This window comes from Roseomonas sp. BN140053 (genome assembly GCF_047690175.1).
Classification (GTDB): Bacteria; Pseudomonadota; Alphaproteobacteria; order Acetobacterales; family Acetobacteraceae; genus Roseomonas.
In genome coordinates this window covers 136,695-157,615 of sequence record NZ_JBLLEB010000007.1, presented here as the reverse complement: position 1 = coordinate 157,615, position 20,921 = coordinate 136,695, and the positions used below count along the sequence as shown (strand labels likewise).

General features: G+C 72.5%; 19 protein-coding genes and 1 tRNA gene. 9 read left to right on the top strand and 11 right to left on the bottom strand.

All coding sequences use genetic code 11. The annotated features are described in order from the left end of the window. Positions 1–45: 45 nt before the first annotated feature. Positions 46–501: a MucR family transcriptional regulator gene (locus ACLIBK_RS09665; RefSeq protein WP_415387041.1), complete on the bottom strand. Its 456-nt coding sequence runs from the start codon at positions 499–501 to the stop codon at positions 46–48. 115 nt (positions 502–616) lie between these two features. Here ACLIBK_RS09665 and ACLIBK_RS09660 point away from each other — a divergent pair, with 115 nt between their 5' ends. Further along, complete coding sequence (locus tag ACLIBK_RS09660; RefSeq protein WP_415387040.1) at positions 617–877, top strand: sulfurtransferase TusA family protein; 261 nt, start codon at positions 617–619, stop codon at positions 875–877. Positions 878–1,009: 132 nt separating this feature from the next. On the opposite strand, the gene ACLIBK_RS09655 is transcribed toward ACLIBK_RS09660, so the two are convergent. Further along, complete coding sequence (locus ACLIBK_RS09655) at positions 1,010–1,756, bottom strand: GntR family transcriptional regulator (protein WP_415387039.1); 747 nt, start codon at positions 1,754–1,756, stop codon at positions 1,010–1,012. An 811-nt stretch (positions 1,757–2,567) separates the two neighbouring features. On the opposite strand from ACLIBK_RS09655, the gene ACLIBK_RS09650 reads away from it, so the two are divergent. Continuing rightward, positions 2,568–3,104, top strand: a complete 537-nt coding sequence (locus ACLIBK_RS09650; protein ID WP_415387038.1) for a GNAT family N-acetyltransferase — start codon at positions 2,568–2,570, stop codon at positions 3,102–3,104. A gap of 64 nt (positions 3,105–3,168) precedes the next feature. Here the strand turns inward: ACLIBK_RS09650 and ACLIBK_RS09645 are convergent, their stop codons facing one another. Next, positions 3,169–5,634 (bottom strand): response regulator, encoded by a 2,466-nt coding sequence (locus ACLIBK_RS09645; RefSeq protein ID WP_415387037.1) that lies wholly within the window; start codon positions 5,632–5,634, stop codon positions 3,169–3,171. A 100-nt stretch (positions 5,635–5,734) separates the two neighbouring features. Beyond that, a complete protein-coding gene (locus ACLIBK_RS09640) occupies positions 5,735–6,889 on the bottom strand; it encodes a TRAP transporter substrate-binding protein (protein ID WP_415387036.1) in 1,155 nt (384 codons plus the stop codon). A gap of 166 nt (positions 6,890–7,055) precedes the next feature. On the opposite strand from ACLIBK_RS09640, the gene ACLIBK_RS09635 reads away from it, so the two are divergent. Then, positions 7,056–8,042, top strand: coding sequence for a DMT family transporter (locus ACLIBK_RS09635; protein WP_415387035.1), 987 nt, complete (start codon positions 7,056–7,058; stop codon positions 8,040–8,042). An 18-nt stretch (positions 8,043–8,060) separates the two neighbouring features. Here ACLIBK_RS09635 and ACLIBK_RS09630 read toward each other — a convergent pair whose 3' ends face one another. Further along, the gene (locus tag ACLIBK_RS09630; protein ID WP_415387034.1) at positions 8,061–10,073 is read right to left on the bottom strand and encodes a DEAD/DEAH box helicase; all 2,013 of its coding nucleotides are present in this window, start codon (positions 10,071–10,073) and stop codon (positions 8,061–8,063) included. A 375-nt stretch (positions 10,074–10,448) separates the two neighbouring features. Between ACLIBK_RS09630 and ACLIBK_RS09625 the strand changes: the two genes are divergently transcribed. Genes ACLIBK_RS09625 through ACLIBK_RS09610 form a run of 4 tightly spaced genes read left to right on the top strand, consistent with a single transcriptional unit; the run spans position 10,449 to position 14,449 of the window. Next, positions 10,449–11,414: an aliphatic sulfonate ABC transporter substrate-binding protein gene (locus ACLIBK_RS09625; RefSeq protein WP_415387033.1), complete on the top strand. Its 966-nt coding sequence runs from the start codon at positions 10,449–10,451 to the stop codon at positions 11,412–11,414. A gap of 42 nt (positions 11,415–11,456) precedes the next feature. Further along, the gene (ssuD, locus tag ACLIBK_RS09620) at positions 11,457–12,620 is read left to right on the top strand and encodes an FMNH2-dependent alkanesulfonate monooxygenase (RefSeq protein ID WP_415387032.1); all 1,164 of its coding nucleotides are present in this window, start codon (positions 11,457–11,459) and stop codon (positions 12,618–12,620) included. Beyond that, entirely contained in the window at positions 12,617–13,648 is a 1,032-nt protein-coding gene (gene ssuC, locus ACLIBK_RS09615; protein WP_415387031.1) for an aliphatic sulfonate ABC transporter permease SsuC, read from the top strand. The genes ssuD and ssuC overlap by 4 nt, the downstream gene beginning before the upstream one ends. 6 nt (positions 13,649–13,654) lie before the next feature. Continuing rightward, a complete protein-coding gene (locus ACLIBK_RS09610; protein WP_415387030.1) occupies positions 13,655–14,449 on the top strand; it encodes an ATP-binding cassette domain-containing protein in 795 nt (264 codons plus the stop codon). A gap of 110 nt (positions 14,450–14,559) precedes the next feature. On the opposite strand, the gene ACLIBK_RS09605 is transcribed toward ACLIBK_RS09610, so the two are convergent. Beyond that, positions 14,560–15,123: a DedA family protein gene (locus ACLIBK_RS09605; protein WP_415387029.1), complete on the bottom strand. Its 564-nt coding sequence runs from the start codon at positions 15,121–15,123 to the stop codon at positions 14,560–14,562. A gap of 224 nt (positions 15,124–15,347) precedes the next feature. Between ACLIBK_RS09605 and ACLIBK_RS09600 the strand changes: the two genes are divergently transcribed. Beyond that, entirely contained in the window at positions 15,348–15,908 is a 561-nt protein-coding gene (locus ACLIBK_RS09600; RefSeq protein ID WP_415387028.1) for a chalcone isomerase family protein, read from the top strand. Positions 15,909–16,364: 456 nt separating this feature from the next. Next, positions 16,365–17,639 carry a multidrug effflux MFS transporter gene (locus tag ACLIBK_RS09595; RefSeq protein ID WP_415387027.1) on the top strand — a complete coding sequence of 425 codons (1,275 nt, stop codon included), beginning with the start codon at positions 16,365–16,367 and terminating at the stop codon, positions 17,637–17,639. 310 nt (positions 17,640–17,949) lie between these two features. Here the strand turns inward: ACLIBK_RS09595 and ACLIBK_RS09590 are convergent, their stop codons facing one another. The 5 genes from ACLIBK_RS09590 to ACLIBK_RS09570 all read right to left on the bottom strand — a co-directional run bounded on the left by ACLIBK_RS09590 (position 17,950) and on the right by ACLIBK_RS09570 (position 20,881). Continuing rightward, complete coding sequence (locus ACLIBK_RS09590) at positions 17,950–18,918, bottom strand: tripartite tricarboxylate transporter substrate binding protein (RefSeq protein ID WP_415387026.1); 969 nt, start codon at positions 18,916–18,918, stop codon at positions 17,950–17,952. Between the two features lie 107 nt (positions 18,919–19,025). After that, on the bottom strand, positions 19,026–19,253 hold the full coding sequence (locus tag ACLIBK_RS09585) for a hypothetical protein (RefSeq protein ID WP_415387025.1): 228 nt from the start codon (positions 19,251–19,253) through the stop codon (positions 19,026–19,028). A 111-nt stretch (positions 19,254–19,364) separates the two neighbouring features. Further along, complete coding sequence (locus ACLIBK_RS09580; RefSeq protein ID WP_415387024.1) at positions 19,365–19,646, bottom strand: hypothetical protein; 282 nt, start codon at positions 19,644–19,646, stop codon at positions 19,365–19,367. Positions 19,647–19,843: 197 nt separating this feature from the next. Beyond that, positions 19,844–19,928, bottom strand: a tRNA-Leu gene (locus tag ACLIBK_RS09575). 32 nt (positions 19,929–19,960) lie between these two features. Beyond that, positions 19,961–20,881, bottom strand: coding sequence for an NAD(P)-dependent oxidoreductase (locus tag ACLIBK_RS09570; protein WP_415387023.1), 921 nt, complete (start codon positions 20,879–20,881; stop codon positions 19,961–19,963). Positions 20,882–20,921 lie beyond the last annotated feature (40 nt).

Sequence of the window (20,921 nt, the reverse complement as noted above, 5' to 3'; positions counted from 1 at the left end):
CCCCCGCGGCAAACGCGCCGTGCGGAACGGGCGCGGGGGGGGCGTTCAGTCCGCCGCGGCCCGGCCGTCGCGCTGGGTGCGGCCGCGCGGGCGGGTGCCCAGGCCGATGCGCTTGGCCAGGGAGGAGCGGTGCTCGGCGTAGTTGGGGGCGACCATGGGGTAGTCGGGCGGCAGGCCCCAGCGCTCCCGGTATTCTTCGGGGGTCATGTTGTAGGCGGTCTTGAGGTGGCGCTTGAGCATCTTCAGCTTCTTGCCGTCTTCCAGGCAGACCAGGTACTCGGGCTGGATGCTCTTCTTCACGGGCACGGCGGGCTCGGGCCGGGCGACCGCCGGCGGCTCGGCGGGGCGGCCCAGGCCGAGAAGGGCGCGATGGACCTCGGCGATCAGGCCGGGGAGGTCGGTGTGCTGAACGGCGTTGTTGGACACGTGCGCCGACACGATCTGGGCCGTGAGCTGGAGCACGTCCCCCCGATCCGCCACCCGTGATTCCATGTCGGCCATCAACGCTCTCTCCAGTGGTGAGGTCGGCACGCTGCCCGAATCGGTCTTCGACTTGAGTGAAGCGTGGATCACGCCCAGGTAAACCCGCTCCGGCCTGAAAACAACGGGATCATGCATGACCACCAGCGGCCAGGATCAGAACATCTCGCCGGACCAGCACATCGACATTACGCGGGATATTTGTCCCATGACCTTCGTGCGAACACGACTCGCATTGGATCGTCTGCAACCGGGCGCGGTGTTGCTGGTAGAACTTCGCGGCGAGGAGCCGGCGCGCAACGTCCCGCGCACCGCCCTGGAACAAGGCCATGCGGTGCTGCGGCAGGAAGCGGGGCCCGACGGGGTGACCCGGCTGTGGCTGCGACGAGGCGGCTGAGGAACGGCCGGATGCGGGCCGCCGGCGTGGCTCGCCCGGGCCTCGGCCAGGGGCGTTGCTCCGGCAGCCGGGCCAGGGCCTTTGTTCCGCGCCGGGGGCACCCGGGCTGCGCCGGCCGAGCGGAAACCGGCGTCAGTCCAGTTCCATGACGTAGCGGAAACGGGCGGTGTTGAGCTGCGACAGGCGCTGTTCCACCACGCGGCCGGCGGCGTCCCAGGTGCGGCGCTCCACCGCCAGCAGGGCCGTGCCGGGGGGCACGCCCAGCAGGTCCGCTTCCGCCGCGCCGGCCGGCAGGGCGGACAGGGATTCCCGCGTCCGCACCACGGTCACGCCGTGGCGGCGCTGGTACAGGACGTAGAGTTCGTCCGGCAGTTCGCGGCCCAGCGCCAGGGTGAAGCCGGGAAAGATCGCCGCCGGCAGGGTGATCTCCTCCACCAGGAAGGGCTGGCCGTCCTGCAGGCGCAGGCGGCGCAGCCGGTGCACGGCCGCCTCCGCCGGCAGGGCGAAGGCCGCGGCCTCGGCCGGGGTGGCGGCATCGGTGTGCAGCGACAGCACCAGGGAGGTCGGGTTGGCTTCCCGCCCTTCCAGGTCGCGGACGCGGAAGAAGTGGTCGCGCGCCTGTTCGCTGGTGTGCTGGGCCACGAAGGTGCCCTTGCCCTGCCGGCGCTCGATCAGGCGGCGCGCTTCCAGGGCCGCCAGCGCCTTGCGCACCGTGCCGTGGCTGACGCCCAGTTCCTGCGCCAGCTCGGGTTCGGCGGGCAGGGCATGGCCGGGCGGCCAGTCGCCGCCGACGATGCGGCCGGTCAGGATGGCTTCGACCTGCGCGTAGAGGGGGCGGGCATCGGGGCGCGGCGGGGCGCTGGGGGAGGCCTCGGTCACGCGGACTCCGGGGTGATCGGGCGTGGCACGCCCTGCCCGTAGCATCTTCGTGCGGCCGAGGCGACGGTGCCGGGACGCCGTGTCTTTCTTAAGTCTTGTATAAGACAACACACCCTGTATAAGGCCCGGCATCGGCGACCGATCAGACGGGCCGGGTTTAGGGACGGAAACAAGCGGAACGACGCCGCGGGTCCTTCGGGGCACGCGGAGGCGATGGATGTTTTTACGTCCCTCCTGCTGCCCCGATCGCTCAGGGTACGCGGCGTCGTAATCCCCCGTTTCCCATGATCCTGCCGTGCCGGGGCCTGCCCCGCAGGGGCGCGTTCCTTGTTGCCGGCCGGGCGGGTTGCCGCCATACCCTGCTCCACCCTTCTGCGGAGCGGCACGATGCGTGGGCTGGCGACGGTTCTCCTTCTTCTCACCGCCTTCCTCGCTGCGTCCCCCGCGGCGCTGGCGCAGTCGGCCGCTTCGCCCCCGCCGCCACCCGCCGATTGTGGTTGCGGCTCGGCCACCAGTTCGGGCGGGCCGCGCTGACGCGGGTGGTTCCCGCGCGCCCCTGGCCACAAATCCGCACGCGCGAAATGTTTGGGGCTCGACCTCCCGTTCTGGTGGCAGAACTTTCATGATTGCTATCCTACGGTGTTGAAACTAAAAGCCATCACGCAATCTTGAATTGCACGCGCTTGCCGGCGCCGATGCCGGTCCGGGCGCTATCGCGACAGACCCTCATCTCCTGGACGGTGATTGCCATCGGGGGTTGCGGGGCCATACGTCGTAGGGCAGCGGCCGGGCAGCCGGCGGAGGGAATGGGATGTCAGCACTCGCCTCGACCGATGCCGGGATCACCGGCCACGCGATCCTGGCCGAACGCGAACTCACCGTGCGGCGCCCCGCGCACGCCGACCTGAGCGCCCTGGCGGCGCACCTGCAGGAGATGCAGGAGCATTACGGCCAGCCCGTCACGGAAGGGGCGGCGCTGGAGGCCGCGGCCCTGGTGTGCAGCCTGTCCGACGGTCCCTTCGAACCGCGCGCCCTGGTGGCCTTGCTGGACGACCGTCTGGTGGGCTCGGCCGTGCTGAACGTCACCTTTCCCGCCGCGGAGCTGAGCCGGTCCCTGTATATCCGCGACCTTTACGTCGCGCGGGTGGGGCGGCGCTGCGGCGTCGGCGGCGCGCTGGTCAAGGCGGCCGCCGCGCTGACGGTGGCGCAGGGTTTCTCGGCGCTGGACTGGACCACGGACGCCACCAATGACGGGGCGCGCGCCATGTACGAGCGGCACGGGGCACGGCAGGTCAACCGCGTGTATTACCGCATGGTCGGCGCCACGCTGGCGGTGCACGGGCACTGAGCGCCCGCTTCCCCGCAACCCGCGGGGAGGCCAGCTCCGGCAGGGCGGCGTGCCGCCCCTGCCTTCAGGTCCGCAACAGGGTGCCGGGGGCCATGGCCGCCATCGCGGCGGTCAGGGCGTCGAGCCGGATCGGCTTGGACACGTGGCCGTTCATGCCCGCGTCCAGGCAGGCCTGCACGTCCTCCGTATAGGCGGAGGCGGTGACGGCCAGGATCGGCACGCGGCTGCCGTCGCCCTCCATCTCGCGGATCCGGCGGGTGGCCTGCAACCCGTCCAGCCCGGGCATGTGCACGTCCATCAGCACGAGGTCGTAGGGCGCGCGGCGCACCGCGGCCACCGCTTCCTCGCCGTCGCACACGACATCCACGCTGTGGCCCTGGGATTCCAGCATGGCGCGCGCCAGCACGCGGTTGGTGGCCACGTCGTCGGCCACCAGCACGCGCAAACCGGCCGGCTTGGCGGGTTCGGCAGGCGCCGCCGGCAGCACGGGGGCAGCGGCGATCTCGGGGGCGGGCAGCTGCACCCAGAAGGTGGTGCCCTGGCCGATGGTGCTGTCGCAGCCCAGCCGCCCGCCCAGCCGTTCGGCGATCTGGAAGGAGGTGGACAGCCCCAGCCCGGTGCCGGGGATGTTGCCGCTCTCGGCGCCCAGCCGGTCGAAGTCGCGGAACAGCCGGCCGCGCAGCGCGGCGGGAATGCCGGGCCCGGTATCCTCCACCTCGAAGCGCAGGTCGCCCGACAGCAGGCGGCCGACCCGCAGGGTGATGCCGCCGGTCTCCGTGTACTTCACCGCGTTACCCAGCAGGTTCAGCAGCACCTGCCGCAGCCCGGCGGCGGACAGCAGCACCTTGGCCGGCAGGTCGGGGGCGATCTCCACCGCCAGTTCCAGCCCCTTGGCAACGGCGGAAGGACGCACGAGGTCGGCACAGAAGCGCGCCACATCGGCGGGCGCCACCGGGTCGGCGTCGAAGTCCTGCAGCTCGCTGCCTTCGATGCGCGACACTTCCAGCAGGCGCGACACCACCTGCGCCAAGTGCTCGCCGGCATCCACCAGGGTTTGCAGCCGCCCCCGCTGTTCCGCCGTCAGCCCTTCGTCGCGCAGCAGCAGCTGCGCCCAGCCGAGGATGCCGTTGAGCGGCGTGCGCAGCTCGTGGCTCACCCGCGCCAGGAAGCGCGACTTGGCCTCGCCGGCCGCGGCGGCGGCGTCGCGCGCCGAGGCCAGCTCGGCCATCGCGCGCTTGAGGCGGGTGATGTCCGTGCGGATGCCCACCGTGCCGCCGTCGGGGGTGCGGCGCTCGGTGATCAGGATCCAGCGGCCATCGGGCAGCAGCCGCTCCATCGGCGCGTTGTTGCCGAGGTGCCAGGTCTTCATCTCGGCGGTGAACTGCCGGATGTCCTCGCCGGCCTGCGGGTACTGCCCCTGCCGCGCGCCTTCCAGGATGATGTCCTCGAAGCGCATGCCCGGCGCCAGGAAAGGGGCGCTGACGCCGTAGAATTCCTTGTAGCGGCTGTTGAACATCACCAGCCGGTCATCGGCATCGAACATGCAGAAGCCGTCGTTCATCGACTCCAGCGCCTTGTCGAGCAGCTCCTTGGTGCGCAGCCGCTCGGCATCCGCGCGCTCGCGCTGGACCAGCATCACCAGCAGCGCCGCCGCGGCGCCAATCAGCAGAACCGCGAAGCCGCCGGATACCCAGAGCACCTGGTCCCGCTCGCGTTCCCAGGCCGCCAGCGCGGCGTCGCGGCGGAGCGAGACGATGATGGCGAGCGAGGCGTAGAGCGTGGGCTGCTCGGCCACGAAATCATCCGCAGTTCCCGCGGCCGCGTCGTTCAGCCGCGACGCGGCGTTGTTTTCCACGCGGCTGCCGATGCGGGTCTCGTCGTGCGGCTGGCTGGCCAGCAGCACGCCGTCGCTGCGCCGCAGCAGCAGGTGCAGCGCGGAATTGTCGCCGCCCGAGGCCAGCAGCGTGCCGATCAGCGACACCTGCACCTCGGCCATCGCGAAAACCGGGCCCACATCGGCGATCTCGACCCGGCGCACCAGGAACACCGCCCATTCGCCGGTGGCGGGGTTGCGCACGGGATCGCTGATCAGCAGCCCGCCCGCGGGCGCCCCGGCGGACACGTTGATCGCCAGCGGCGAGATCGGCAGGCGGCGGCGGCGCGAGGCGGGCAGCGCCGCGGCAAAGATGGACCCGTCGGGGCGGACCAGCAGCACGTCGCGAAAGGCGAAGTTGGTGCTGCTCAGCTCCTGCAGCACACGGCTGGCGGGAACGGCGCCGAGATGGCCGCGGTCGTCGGCGACCTCGCGCATGATGGCGGGCAGGCTGGCCAGCATGGCGTCCACCTGCAGCAGGCTGCGGTTGATGGCAGCCTGCACGGCGCGGCTGGCGCGTTCCACCTGCTCGTTCGCGGTGGCCTCGGCGCCGGCATGGGACTGGCGCAGCAGCAGCGCCGTGGCGATGCCCTGGACGGCGAGCAGCATGAGCAGGGCCGCGCTGGCGGCGAAGCGGATCCGGCGGGTCCTGTGCATCAGCCCGGCCCCGGGCGGCTACAGGGGCCCGCGCGCCCTGGACGGTGGCGCCGGCCTGCCCGGGCGTGGGGGATGGTGCGGTGCATGCGCGGGGCGGGCCTCAGTCCGGGCTGGCGGTGATGCCCAGCGCGGGCGCAAAGGTGCTGTTCCAGGCCTCGGCGCAATCCGGGCCGCAGCGCTGCACCCAGTTGGGCAAAACGGTGCGCACCAGCAGCTGCTGGCGGTACGCGTCGTCGGCCGGCGTCACCGGCACCAGGGTCATGCGGCCGCGCTTGCCGTTGGGGCAAACGGCCTGCCCGGTGTTGCAGGCCAGGCCTTCGGTGGTTTCGCGGTCGGAGGCGTTCCAGATGTTGTTTTCCAGCTCGCCGATGCCCCCGCGCAGCACGTCCCGCAGGTCGGCGGGGATGGCTTCCCAGGCGGCGGCATTGGCGCCGAAGAAGCTCAGGCCCCAGGAGATGGACATGGCGTGGATAAAGGAGGTGACCTCCGTCAGCCCGATCTCGCTGCCGCTGAGCGTGCCGGTGATGGCGCAGTCCACCACCCCGTTGCGCACGGCTTCCACCAGTTCCGCGAAGGGGGTCAGCACCGGCACGGCGCCCACCGCCGTCATCATCTCCGACTGCCCGACGGAGGAGGTGCGCACCCGCCGCCCCGCGAGGTCCTGCAGCCCCACGAAGGGCTTCACGCAATAGATGACCTGGGCGGGATAGGCGTAGATCGACAGCAGCTCGATGCCGTAGCGCTCGCGCAGGATGTCGCGCAGGTGCGGCCGGTACAGCGTCGCGGACCGACGCAGCGCCGCCATGTCCGGGTTCAGCGCCGGCAGGTCCACCGCGTTCAGCTCCGGCTCGTCGCCCGACACCACCGCCAGCAGCGCGGTGCCGAAGGTCACGACGCCGAGCCGCATCAGCTGCAGCATTTCCTGCCCGCGGATGCCGCTGCGGTCGAAGGGGGCGATCTCGGCCTCGATGCGGCCGCCGGAGATGTCTCGGACGCGCTGGGTCCAGAAGGGTTCCTCGAAGCGGACATACTGGCTGACGCCCGCCAGGCCGCCGATCACCTTGAGCCGCATCGCCGGGGATTGCTGCGCCGACGCCGGCAGGCAGAAGGCCAGCAGCGCGAACAGCAGCGTCAGCAGCCGGCGCGCCGGGCGACGGAGGCCGGCGGCGCCCGCCGGACGGACGGGGCGCCCTTCCGGGCCTGCGGGGCGGCGGGCCGGACGCGGCTCTTCCACCATCGGTTGTTTCTCCGTCACGGCAGCACCCTCCGACTATGCACGTTCCCGGCCTGCCCCGGCCAGCATCTTTGCTGTAACCTTCACTGCACAAGCCGTTTCCGGTTCGAAGCGGCTGGCAGGTCGTCCCGCGAACTGGAAGGCTGGGGGTAGCGAATCCACCCGCGGCAGGAGAGATGGTTCAAGCGTGACGGGGTCGAGCGAGAACCGCCCGCTGCCGGAAGCCGGCCTCGAAGCGGCGCCGCCCGGGCGCTTCCCGCCACCGGCTCCGGGCAGGGTGGGGCTGTTCGCCCGTCGGCTGCCCGGACGCGCCGCGCTGGCCGGGCTGGGCTGCCTGCTGGTCACCGCCCTGGGCTGGGGGCTGAACTGGCCGGCCACCAAGCTGCTGCTGCAGGAATGCCCGCCGCTCTCGGCGCGCGGGGTCAGCGGGCTGGCCGCCGGGTTGGGGCTGCTGCTGCTGGCCCGCGCGCGGGGCGAGGCGCTGCGGGTGCCGCGGGCGCTCCGGGGGCGGCTGATCCGCGCCTCGCTGCTCAACATCACCGCCTGGATGGGCTTCGCCACGGCCTCGCTGACCTGGCTGGACGCCGGCGAGGCCGCCACGGTGGCCTACACCATGCCGGTCTGGGTGGCGCTGCTGGCCTGGCCGCTGCTGGGCGAGGTACTGACGGCGCGCCGGGCGGCGGCGCTGTCCCTGGGGGTGCTGGGGGTCGCCACCGTGCTGGGCGGCCGGGGGCTGGAGCTGGGGGCCACCAAGCTGCCGGGGGTGGGGCTGGCCTTGTGCGGCGCCCTGTGCTTCGCGCTGGGCACCGTGCTGACCAAGCGCGCCGCGCTGCCGCTGGCCCCGGTGGCCAACACCGCCTGGCAGGTGACGCTGGGCTGCCTGCCGCTGCTGGCGCTGGGGCTGGGGCTGGAGCAGCCGGATTTCGCGCGGCTGCCGGCCTTCGGCTGGGCGGCGCTGGGCTACACAGCGGCGGTGTCGATGGGGCTGTGCTACCTGACCTGGTTCGCCGCGCTGCGCCGTTTGCCGGCCAGCACCGCGACGCTGGGAACGCTGCTGACGCCCATCGTCGGCGTGACCGCCGCCGCCCTGGCACTGGGCGAGCCGCTGGGGCTGCGCGAGTTGACGGCGCTGGGCCTCACCCTGGGCGGCATCGTGTTGGCGATGCGGCGCTGAGAACCGGCCGCCGCGGCGTCACCCCTGCCCGCCCGCCTTGGCGTCGCGCCCTCTGTTGGCGGCTTCGCGCACTGTGGGGCGTGCCGGGACCGGGCGCCGTCCCACCGGCGGCTGCCAGTTGCCGCGCTGCCGTGCCGCCCAGCCGTAGCGGTGGTCGCCGTCCAGCAGGTGCAGGTGGTCGGACAGGCGGTGGCGCTCCATCCAGGCCACGGCGGCTTCCAGCTCGGACAGGGTCATCTCCGCGCGGCCCTTGTTGCCCAGGGCGCGCTTCAGCGCGGCGTTGTAGGCATGGTAGGTTCCCTGCCCCCGCGGCGCCCCGCGCGCCTCGCCCAGAACGGTCCCGGGGGCGGTCCAGGGGGCGGCCTCGTCCTCGATCACCTGGGCGGCCACCAGCTCGCCCAGCCGGGCGCGCAGCCGGCGTTCCGCCACGGAGGGGCGATCGAGCAGGTCGGCCTGGGCTTCCGCGAAGCCGTCGCGCGCCGCGGCGAGCCCGGCGGCGAGGTCCGGGCCGGGGCGCAGCGTAGACAGGCGCAGCGCCAGCGCGTTGCTTTCCAGCGGCGTGATGCCGTCGCGCTCGCGGTTCTCGGCCAGCTGTTCCGCCAGCCAGAGCGGCAGCGTGCCCTGGCGCGGCGGCTTGGGCGCGCGGGCGCGGGTGCCCTGCTCCTCCTCCATGCGCCAGCGGAACTGGCCGAAGAACGGGTCGTCGGGGTGGAACACCAGGGCGCGCTGGTTGTCGTAGGGGCCGGCGCGCGGGTCCACCCGGGTGGCGCGCGCCACCATCTGTTCCAGCCAGGGACGCGAGCGGATGTGGGTCAGCGCCGCCACCACGGCGACCTCCGGCGCGTCCAGCCCTTCGTAGGCCATGGCCACGGTGACGAGGATGGAAGGCTCCGGCCGCAGCCGGAAGGCGGCCAGGGTTTCGTGCGCGTCGCGCTCGTCGGAGGTGGCGAGGCGGACATCCTCGGCCTGGGCGGCCGGCACCCAGCCGCGCAGCGCGTCGAGGTAGCGGCGGGCACAGCTCTGGTCGGCGGCCACCACCAGCAGCTTGCCCAGGCCGCGCGCGGGCTGGCCGGGCGCCACGCCCAGCGCGGCGCGGCGTTCGGCCCGCAGCTTGCGGGTGGCATCGAAAGACTCGCGCAGCAGCGCTTCCGCGAAGCCGGTGCGCAGGGCGGTGAACAGCGCGGGACGCGTGGTTTCCCCTGGCACGCTGGTGGACAGGCGGTGCGGCCCGGCGGGGATGCGCTCCGCCCCCGGCGGACCGGCGGAGGCCGGTTCCAGCCAGGACGCCTCGCCGTCCAGCGCGCCGAAGGTCACCGGCAGCACGGCACGCTCGGCCAGGGCCTGGGCGCGGGAATAGCCCACCACCGCCCAGCCCGGCGCCGCGAGATCCACCTCCCGCGTGCCGCTGCGGCTGCCGCGGCGATAAGGCAGCCACAGGATGCGCCGCCCGTCCGCGCGTTCCAGCGTGCCGGAGAGCAGCAGCCGCACCCGGGCGCATTCCAGCAGCGGCAGCAGGGCGCCGGACCAAGCGGCAGGGTCGTCGTTCTCGGCCGCGGCAGCGGGGGCGCCCCCGTCGCGGCCGTCCGGGTCCAGGTCCGGCAGGGCGGGAAGGTGGTGCACCTCGTCCACCACCAGCAGGGTGCGGTGGCGACGGAACTCGCCCAGGTGCAGATCCGGGGCGGCGGCCACGGCCTGGTAGGTGGTGATGTAGCCCGACAACCCGCGGCAGGGGTCGGGCGCGTTGTCGGCGGCGCGCACGCTGACGCGGTGGCCCAGAGCTTCCCGCCACAGCGGGTCGGCGAAGGCTTCCTCCGCCTGCAGGCGCAGGCTGTCGCGCGGCACCACCCAGCACAGGCGGTCCACGATCCCCGCCTCGATCAGCGCCTGCCCCATCAGCACGGGCAGCAGCGACTTGCCGCCGCCGGGGGTGACGGCGGCCAGCACGTCGCGCGCATCCGCCCCCGCGGCGATGGCGCGGGCGATGCCCAGCACCTGGCGCTGGTGGTCCCGGAGCGGTCTGGCGTTCGGCATCATGGAGTTGCGTGGTGTTGCTGAGATGTTCCGCGAGGATGACGCCGGAACTGCGCTTGTCCAGGGGGCATGTGGACAAGTGCGGGGATAATCGCGGGATAATCCGCCCACGTACCAGAAAAGCCGGGGTTTTCCGGCCCGCGCAGGGCTTGGCGGGGCGCCGCGGGCCGCGTTGCGGCCGCGACTCGGGGATACGCCGAAGCTGATCCCCTGCGGGATGGATCGCGCCCGGGGAGGTGTCCGGTTTGCCGCGGCACCCTCCTATTTCACTACACTATTACGTCTATACCGTTTGACTCCCGTTTTAACGTCGCGTTTTATGACGCGGCGCGATGCCTCCAGAGGTCGTCGCGCATCGTTTCCGGAGAGTTCCGCATGCGCCTATCCCGACGCCACGCCACGCTGTCCCTGGCCGCCCTGGCCTGCCCGGCCCTGCTGCCGACGAGCTTTTCGGCCCGCGCGGAGGATGCGCCGCGAGAGCTGCGCATCGGCTACCAGAAGATCGGGCTGCTCGTGGTGGCGCGGCAGCAGCGGCTGATCGAGCGCCGGCTGGCGGCGCGCAATATCCCCGTTCGCTGGGTGGAATTCACCGCAGGGCCGCCGCTGCTGGAGGCAATGGCGGTGGGCAGCATCGATTTCGGCTATGCCGGCGACGCGCCGCCGATCTTCGCCCAAGCCGCGGGCGCCAGCATCGCCTACGTCGCCGCCACCCCGCCCAGCGGCGACGGCGAGGGTATCCTGGTCAAGGAGGCCTCGCCGATCCGCACCCTGGCGGACCTGCGCGGCCGCAAGGTGGCCTTCACCCGCGGCTCCTCCGCCCACAACATGACGGTGGCGGCGCTGGAGAAGTCCGGGCTGGGCTACGCGGATATCTCGCCGGTGTTTCTCAGCCCCGCCGACGCCGCCGCCGCCTTTGCCCGCGACAGCATCGACGCCTGGACGATCTGGGATCCCTTCTTCGCCCTGGCCCAGGCGCGCAACCGGGTGCGGGTGCTGGCGACGGGGACGCAGATCAAGAACAGCAACTCCTTCCTGCTGGCCAACCGCGGCTTCGCCGACCGCTTCCCGGAAACCCTGGGCGAGGTGCTGGTCGCGCTGGAGGAAGCCGCCCGCTGGGCCTCCGACAACCGCGGCCAGGTGGCCGCCTCCCTGGCGGAGGTCACGGGGGTGGAGCTGGCGGCCCAGACCGTGGCGGCCGAGCGCGGCAGCTTCGGCGTGCTGCCCTTGTCCGAGGCCGTGCTGGCCACCCAGCAGGACAGCGCCGACCGCTTCCAGCGCCTGGGGCTGATCCCGTGCGCCGTCACCGTGCGCGACGCGGTGTGGTCCGCGGCGCGGCGCTGACCGCCCCTCCCTTCCCCGACGCTTCCCGCAGGACGCCCCGCCGTGACCGACGCTTCCGACCCGCTCCGCTTCTTCTGGTTCATCCCCACCCACGGGGACGGCAGTTTCCTCGGCTCCGAGACGCAGCAGCGGCCGCCGGAGTTCCGCTATTTCCGCGAGGTGGCGCAGGCCGCCGACCGGCTGGGCTACGAGGGCGTGCTGCTGCCCACCGGCCAGAACTGCGAGGACAGCTGGATCACCGCCGCCGGGCTGGCCACGGCGACGGAGCGGCTGAAGTTCCTCGTCGCGCTGCGGCCGGGCGTCACCTCGCCCTCCTTCGCGGCGCGGCAGACCGCGGCGCTGGACCGGCTCAGCGACGGGCGGCTGCTGCTCAACGTCGTGGTGGGCGGCAATCCCGTGGAACTGGCCTCCGACGGCGTGTTCCTGCCGCACGACCAGCGCTACGCCCAGGCGGCGGACTTCCTGCGCATCTGGCGCGACCTGCTCAGCGGCGAGGTGGTGAACCACGAGGGGCCGCATTTCCGCATGGTGAACGGGCGGCTGGACCTCGGGGCGGTGCAGGCGCCGCACCCGCCGCTGTGGTTCGGCGGCTCCTCCGAGCCCGGGCAGGACCTGGCCGCGGAATTGGTGGACACCTACCTGACCTGGGGCGAGCCGGTGGAGCACGTCGCCGACAAGATCGCCGCCGTGCGCCGCCGCGCCAGGCTGCGCGGCCGGAACCTGCGCTTCGGCATCCGCCTCCACTTCATCGTCCGCGACACGGAGGAGGAAGCCTGGGCCGCGGCGGACAAGCTAATCTCGCGCGTGTCCGACACCGCTATCGAGGTGGCGCAGCGCCGCTTCAACACGGAGATGGACAGCGTCGGCCAGCGCCGCATGGCCGCGCTGCACGGCGGGCGGCGCGACCGGCTGGTGGTGGCGCCCAACCTCTGGGCCGGGGTGGGGCTGGTGCGCGGCGGCGCCGGCACGGCGCTGGTGGGGTCGCCCGCCAGCGTCGCGGCGCGGCTGCGGGAATATCAGGAGGCCGGGATCGAGGTGGTGATCGGTTCCGGCTACCCGCACCTGGAGGAAGCCTATCGCGTGGCGGAGCTGCTGTTCCCGGCGCTGGGCATCAACCGCAAGCGCCCGGGACGGGAACACTCCTCCAACACCAGCGAGTTCGCCACCGCCGCCGCGGCGGCACAGGCGCGGGCCGCGGCGTCGTGAACGCGCCCTTCGCGCGCGAAGGCTTCGGCGACGCGAGGGCGGCCCTGCTGGAGCAACTGAGCCTGCACGGGACGGAGGACCGGCCGGAGGTGCCGGAATGGTCCGGTTCGGCACGCGCCCCGGCTCCCGCGGAGCGTCCGGCCCAGGCCGGGCGGGCGGCTGCCGTGGCGCGCGCGGGGAAGGCGGCAGGGGCGGGTGCTTCCGGCTGGGCGGGTGCTTCCCGGCCGGCGGCGCGGCCCGGCGAGCCCTTCGCCGGGCGGCTGCGCGCAGGGCTGGCGCGCGGCGCCGGCTGGCTGCTGCCGGCAGTCGTGCTGCTGCTGTGGGAAGCCTCTTCCCGGCTGGGCGAGCTGCCGCCGACCCTGCTGCCCGCACCGTCCGCGGTGCTGGAAGCGGGGTGGCGGCTGCTGCGTTCCGGCGAGCTGGAGCGGCACGTCTGGATCAGCACGCAGCGCGCGCTGCTGGGGCTGCTGGTGGGCGGCGGCTTCGGCCTGGCGCTGGGGCTGGCCAACGGCTTGTCGCGGCGGTCGGAGCTGCTGACGGACACCACGCTGCAGATGGTGCGCAACATCCCGCACCTCGCGCTGATCCCGCTGGTAATCCTGTGGTTCGGCATCGACGAGGAAGCCAAGCTGTTCCTGGTGGCGCTGGGCGTCTTCTTCCCGATCTACGCCAACACGCTGCACGGCATCCGCGAAGTGGACCCGCAGCTGATCGAGATGGGCCGCTCCTACGGCATGTCCGGCCCGGAACTGTTCCGGCGGGTGATCCTGCCGGGCGCCCTGCCCTCGGTGCTGGTGGGGCTGCGCTACGCGCTGGGGATCATGTGGCTGACGCTGATCGTGGCCGAGACGATCTCCGCCTCCTCCGGCATCGGCTACATGGCGATGCAGGCGCGCGAGTTCCTGCTGGTGGACGTCGTGGTGCTGAGCATCCTGATCTACGCCCTGCTGGGCAAGCTGGCGGACAGCCTGGCGCGGCTGCTGGAACGGCTCTGCCTGGGCTGGCATCCCGCGCACGGAAAGGGCTGACCGCCCATGGACATGCATCTGCCGGAACGCGCGGCCGTGCCGCACGCCTCCGCCGGCAGCGGCGCGCCGCTGCATCTGCGCGGCCTGCGGCGCTCCTTCGGGACGCAGGAGGTGCTGCGCGGCCTGGACCTCGAGGTTCCTGCCGGGCAGTTCGTGGCCGTGGTCGGGCGCAGCGGCTGCGGCAAGAGCACGCTGCTGCGGCTGATTACCGGGCTGGACCGGCCCAGCGCCGGCGAGTTCGCCTTCGGCGACGACCCGGACGCCGCTCGCGACGTGCGGGTGATGTTCCAGGAGCCGCGGCTGCTGCCCTGGTCGCGCGTGCTGGGCAACGTGGAGGTCGGGCTGGGCCGCGAGCGCGCGGGGCCCGCCGCCGCGGCGCGCGCCCTGGCGGCGCTGGACGCGGTGGGGCTGGCCGATCGCGCGGGGAACTGGCCCGCCGTGCTGTCGGGCGGGCAGAAGCAGCGCGTGGCCCTGGCCCGGGCGCTGGTGAGCCGGCCGCGGCTGTTGGCCCTGGACGAGCCGCTGGGGGCGCTGGACGCCCTGACCCGGATCTCCATGCAGCAGCTGCTGGAGCGGGTGTGGCGGGAACAGGGCTTCACCGCGATCCTGGTCACGCACGACGTGGCGGAAGCCGTGGCGCTGGCCGACCGCGTGCTGCTGATCGAGGAAGGGCGGATCGCCCTGGACCTGGGCGTCGACCTGCCGCGGCCCCGCCGCCGCGGCTCGGCCGAGAGCGCGGCCCTGGAAGCGCGCATCCTGGAACGGCTGATGCACGACCTGCCCACCGGCGCGGACGCCTGATCCGGAGCGGGTCGGTTGGTCTGTGGTGTTCAGGCGTTGGCCAGGGGCAGCGCCCCTGGCCAACACCCGAAAACAACAGGCCGAGCCGCACCCGCGACCCGGCCTGTGCGTCAGGACGCCGCGAGGGCGGCCTTGCGGCGGCCGGAGAAGTGCCGGAGCACCATCACCAGCACCGCCGCCAGGCCGATGCCGCCCAGGGCGTAGAGCGTGTTCTCCTGCCCCAGCCAGCCCACGGCGAACCAGCCGGCGCCCACGAAGGCCCCGGCCCAGATGCCGGCCGCCATGAAGTTCAGCACCACGAAGCGCAGGCGGTTCATCCCGGCCATGCCGCAGGCGGCGGACGCGACGTTGCGGATGCCGTAGATGAAGCGGAAGCTCAGCACGAAGAGCGAGCCGTAGCGGTCCAGGAAGCCCAGCGCCTTGTTCAGCTGCCGTTCCGCGCCGGGGATGCGGCGCACGGCGCGGCGGCCATAGCGCTTGCCCAGGGTGAACCAGAGCTGGTCGCCCAGGAAGGAGCCGATCCAGACGCTGAACATCAGGGTCCAGGGGTCGATCAGGTCGGTGGCCCGGCCGGCGGCGGCGGCGAGCAGCACGAAGGTTTCACCCTCGAAGAAGGCCCAGGCCGCGGCGCCCAGATAGGCGAGGCCGCCCCATTCTTCCCAGAACTCGGCCATTCCGGCATTCCCCCACGCGCGTCAGATGCGTGACACTAGGTTGCCTCAAGAATGAGTCGGAGGTGAACGGTTTTCTCACGTTTTGTTGAAAAAAACGTGGCGGACAATCCTGCAGCGACCGAGGCTTGCCGCCCCCGGAACTCGCGATACTTTGGGTTGCAGGCCCTCGGCGTCCTGGCCGGCACCGGATGCCGGGCCGACGCCGCACAGGGCGGAGAGCACCGATGCTGAAATACCTTCTCGCCGCGGCCCTGTTGCTGGCCACGCCCTCGCTCCGCGCGGCGGAGCTGGACGGCGTTTCCATGCCCGATACGGTGGAGGTCGGGGGAACCCGCCTCGTGCTGAACGGCATGGCGGTGCGGACCTACTCGATCCTACACGTCCATATCTACGTCACCGGCCTGTACCTGGAACGCCGCTCCGCCAACGCAGAGGAGATCCTGAACTCGGACGGCACCAAGCTGGTGCAGTTCTCCTTCCTGCGCGATGTCAGCGCGGAGGATGCGCGGAAGTCCTGGCGCGAAGGCCTGGCGCAGAACTGCCGCGCCCCCTGCCGCCTGGCGCCGAACGACGTGGAACAGTTCATCGCCGCCATCCCCGGCGTGAAGCGCGGCGACACCAGCACCATGGTGTTCACCCGGCGCGGGCTGGAGATCACCCTGAACGGCCGCAGCATGGGCCGGATCGCCGACCCGAACTTCGTGCGGGTGATCATGTCCACCTTTATCGGGCCCAACACCGCGGTGCCCGAGGTCCGCAGCGGTTTGCTCGGCCAGCCGCGCTGACCGTCCAGCCGGGGGCGCCTCCGTTCCCGGTGGCTGATTGGCGGGGTGTCCCGCCGGCGGCGGCCAGCGGTGGCGTGCCGGGCGGGGCGGAACTGCCCGCCCTGCGTGGCGCCTGGATGCACGGTGCAGCGGCGCGTGGCGCCTGAACACGGGGCGCTGCGGCGCGCGGGGCTCGGATGCGCGGCGCCCGGACCCGTCGCACTGCGGCCCCGTGGTTTCCGTGGCCCGTGGTGCTGCGCCGGGGTGGCAGCGCCGCGGCGCGGGGGAGCCGTGCTGATTTAAGCCTTGTCCGCGCCCGGCCGATGGCGGAAGACCGGCGGCAAGAGTGGCTGCCGCGCGAGCGTGCCGCGCCGGGTCCGGTGCCCGTCGCGCGAAACGGCCCAGGGGGAAGCGGCCTCGTTTCGGGGCCCTGCGCGGCGCGCGGGGTTTCTTGCCACACAGGAGCCGCGCCATCCCATGTCCAGACGATCGGTCACGCCTGATGCCGCCCCTGCCCTGCCTCCGGGGGCGACGGGCACCGACCGGCACGGGATGGGTTTCGCCACCTTCGTGGCGCTGATCGCCGCCATGATGGCGGTGAACGCGCTGGCCATCGATTCCATGCTGCCGGCCCTGCCCGCCATCGGCGCCTCGCTGGGCATCGCCACGGATAATGGCCGGCAATGGGTGATCACCGCCTACCTGCTGGGCTTCGGCGCGGCGCAGCTCTTCTACGGGCTGCTGGCGGACCGTTACGGGCGGCGGCCGGTGCTGCTGGCGGGGCTGCTGATCTACGTGCTGGCCAGTGCGGGGGCGGCCTTCAGTGCCTCCTTCGAGGTGATGATGGTGGCCCGCCTGCTGCAGGGTGTCGGCGCGGCCGGCACGCGGGTGCTGTCGGTGGCCATCGTGCGGGACTGCTACGCCGGGCGGCAGATGGCGCGGGTGATGTCGCTGTCCTTTATCGTGTTCCTGGCGGTGCCGGTGCTGGCGCCCTCGATCGGGCAGCTGATCCTGCTGGTGGCGCCGTGGCGCTGGATCTTCGGCGTGCTGATGCTGTTCGGCGCGGCGGTGATGCTGTGGGCGGCGCTGCGGCTGCCCGAAACCCTGCATCCCCAGGACCGCCGGCCGATCGCGCTGCGCCCGGTGTGGAACGCGGTGGCGCGGACGCTGAGCCAGCGCATCTCGCTGGGCTATACCGCCGCGCTGACGCTGATCATGGGCGGGCTGTTCGGCTTCATCAATTCGGCGCAGCAGATCTTCGCCGACGTGTTCCACGCCCCCGCGCTGTTTCCCGCCGTGTTCGCGGGGATCGCAGTGTTCATGGCCATCGCCTCGCTGCTGAACTCGCGCATCGTGGGGCGGCTGGGGATGCGGCGCGTGTCGCACGGGGCGATGCTGGGCTACGTGATCTTCGGCATGCTGCACACCGCCGTGGCGCTGGCGGGGTTCGAGAACATCTGGACCTTTGCCGCGCTGCAGGCGGCGACGATGTTCTTCTTCGGCCTGATGGGCCCCAATTTCGGCACCATGGCGATGGAGCCGCTGGGCGACATCGCCGGCACCGCTTCCGCCGTGCAGGGTTCGGTGAACATGGTGATCGGCGCGGTGCTGGGCTTCGCCATCGGGCACCAGTTCGCCGGCACCACCCTGCCGATGACGCTGGGCTTCAGCGGCTACGGGCTGCTGACGCTGCTGGTGGTGCTGTGGACGGAGCGCGGGCGGCTGATGCACCCCTCCCCCAACCCTGGCTAGGCGCGGGCCGGAAGCGGCGTTTCGCCTTACTTCCTTACGACCTTACTTCCTTACCGCGGATCACCGCAGCGGGGCCTTTTCCGGAAGTTAATCCTACAACATCAGTAGGTTAGCAGTCAAGCCCGGCGAAACGTGTGTCAGATTCCGCGTTTTCTGACACTTTCGGCGAAAACCGGACCAGCGTGACCGGCCGGGACGCGCTCGGGAACCGGGCTGGCTGCTGCCCGGTCCCTACGTCCCGGCGCGGGCGGGACCGCCGCCGCCGCGAGCCGCCGGGCAGTTGCCGTCGGCGGCTCGCCGTCAGCCGCCGCTACAGCGCCTCCAACCGGGTCCGCCCGGCGATGGCGCGCCATTTTTCCGTGTGTTCCCGCACCAGCGCGTCCAGCCGCGCGGCGGAGCCCGGCAGCGGGTCGGCGCCAACCCGCAGCAGGAAGTCGCGCGTTTCGGCCGAGGCGGCGATGCGGTTGAACCAGTCTTCCAGCCGGTCGCGCACGGGGGCGGGGGTGGCCGCCGGCACGAAGGCGCCGAACCAGGTGGTCATCTCGTAGTTCGGCACCCCAGCCTCGGCCAGGGTGGGGATATCAGGGGCGGCGCCGATGCGCTCGGCCGAGGTGACGGCCAGCACGCGCAGCGCGCCGGAGCGGCGCTGCGCCAGGGCGAGCACGGTGTCGGCGAACAGGAAGTCGATGCGCCCGCCCAGCAGGTCGTTCATCGCGTCGGGCGAGGTGCGGTAGGACACCTGCTCCGCCTCCGTACCCGAGAGTTGGAGAAAGAGCTGCGCCGTGGCCAGGGAAAAGGAGGTGGGCGAGCCGTAGGTGGCCTGCCCGCCGCGCCCCCGCAGAAAGGCGATCAGCGCGGGAACGGAGTCGGCCGGGACGTGTTCGGGGTTCACCGCCAGCGCGAAGGCCGATTGCCCCAGCGTGGTCACCGCCGCGAAATCCGACAGGCGGAAGGGCACGTCGCGGTACAGGAAGAAGTTGCCGGTGAGGTTGTTGCTGGTGGAGAAGAGGATGCTGTGCCCGTCCGCCGGGGCACGGGCGGCCGCCGCGGTGGCGAGGTTGCCGCCGGCGCCCGGCCGGTTCTCCACCAGCACGGGCTGGCCGCACAGGGCGCGCAGCTTTTCCGCGTAATGGCGGGCGATGGCGTCCGCGCCGCCGCCCGCCCCGGTGCCGATCAGCAAGCGCAGGGGTGCAGAGGGAAAGCCCTGCGCCCGCGCCGGACGGACTGCCGGCAAGGGCAGCAGCAGCAATGGCGCCAGGGCGCGCCGGCGTCCGATCATGTGGTGTTCCTCCCCGCGATCCGGTTTTGCCAGAGCCTATCGCGCGGGCGGCGGTTCGGGCCGATCAATTCCGCTGCAGCCCGGGCGGGCGCCGCGGGACGCCGCCATCAGCGGCGGGGAAAGAACCGCCCGGTGCGGGAGCTGGTCACCGCGGCCCAGACCAGCACGGCGGTGGACAGGAGGATGCCCGACACCAGCACGCCGATCGACACCAGCCCGGCGGGCGTGGTGCGCAGCGTGGCCTGCAGCGACACGGCCTGCCCGATGCGCAGGTCGACCCGGGCCATCTGTTCCTCGGGGTGCTGCGGGGGAAGCGTCTTCTGTGCGTCGCTCACGGGCCGGTTCCTCCTGGGCTGCCGGAGGCTGCTTTAGGCGGGCCGGTCCGATGGGTCGAGGCGCGCTGGCGGCGGCGCCCGCCGGGCGGGGCAGCCCGGCGCCGCGGGGCCTTATTCCACCGTTTCGGCGGCGTTGCGCAGCATCCAGAGACGCTCATGCGCGGCCACCAGGGGTTCCACGTTCTTGCGGCGGTTGTTGGCCGGCGGGGCGCGGTTCAGCAGCCGCTCCACGAGGTCGAGCAGGTCGCGCGCGACGTCGTATTCGCCCTGGTCGCAGGCCTGGTGAAAGGCGAGCAGCAGCTTGTCCGACAGGCGCCGGCCCTGGCGCACCCAGGGGGAGATCAGGGCCTGGGCGTCGAAGCCGGACGGCTGGGGGTCATCGGTCGTGGACATCACTGTGCTCCAGGCGGTTCACGCCCTCGTGATCAAACATAGCGGAACGGCCCGCCTGCTGAAAAGGCCGTTTTCGCCGCCTCGCCCGATGCCGGGGCGCTGCCTTCTGGAAGCGTTTCGACCGGCGGGTCGGTTGCGCGACGGAAACGTTGCGGGGTGCCGGGACGGATCTGTGCCGGGTAATGGCCATGTGGGGATGCCCGCCGGGGGATTCGAACCCCCATGCCCACTGAAGGGCTGCGGATTTTAAGTCCGCTGCGTCTACCGTTCCGCCAGGCGGGCCGAGCCGGCGCGGCGGTGCCGCGCCGTGGGGTTCAGGATGCTTCGGTCTCCAGGCGGCGGCAATGCTGCAGCGCCGCGCCGATCAGCTTGGCGGTGGCTTCCGGCGTGCGAAAGGCGGAATGCGCGGCCAGGGTGGTGTTGGGCAGCGCGGAAAGCGGGTGGCCGGGGGGCAGCGGCTCGGCGGCATAGACGTCCAGGGCGGCGTGGCGCAGGCGGCCGTCGCGCAGGGCTTCCACCAGCGCGTCCTCGTCCACCAGGGCGCCGCGGGCGGTGTTCACCAGGATGGCGCCGGGGCGCATCTGCGCCAGCTTCTCGCGCGACAGGAGGCCGCGGGTGGCGTCCACCAGCAACAGGTGCAGAGACAGCACGTCGCTCTGCTCCAGCAGCGTGTCCATCGGCACGAAGGTGACGCCCGCGGCCTCGCGCGGCGTGCGGTTCCAGGCCAGGACGCGCATGCCGACGCCGTGGCAGAGCCGCGCCATTTCCGCCGCGATGCCGCCGAAGCCCAGCAGGCCGACCGTCTTGCCGGTCAGCTCCATGCCCTCGGTGCGCAGCCAGTCGCCGCGGCGCATGCCGGCATCCATCAGGGCGAGGTTCTTGGCGGCCGACCACATCAGGGCGAAGGCCATTTCCGCCACGGCCGTATCGCCGTAGCCGCGGATCAGGTGGACCTGGATGCCGCATTCCGCTTCCAGCGCCTCGGGGTCCATGTAGGAGCGGGCGCCGGTGCCCAGGAACACGACGTGGCGCAGCTGCGGGCACTGCCTGGCGATCGCCGTGGGCAGGGCGGTGTGGTCGATCAGCGCGATCTCGTGCCCCGCCAGCACCGCGGGCAGGGCTTCGGGGGTGATCTCGGGCTGCTCGTTGATCGTCACCTCCGGGTCGGTGTCGCGGCGCAGGCGGCGGGTTTCCGGGGCCAGGCTCTCGCCGGCATCCACGAAGCAGGCCTTCACGCGGCAGTCCCCCGGGGTTGTTCGCGGCCTATCCTAGGGG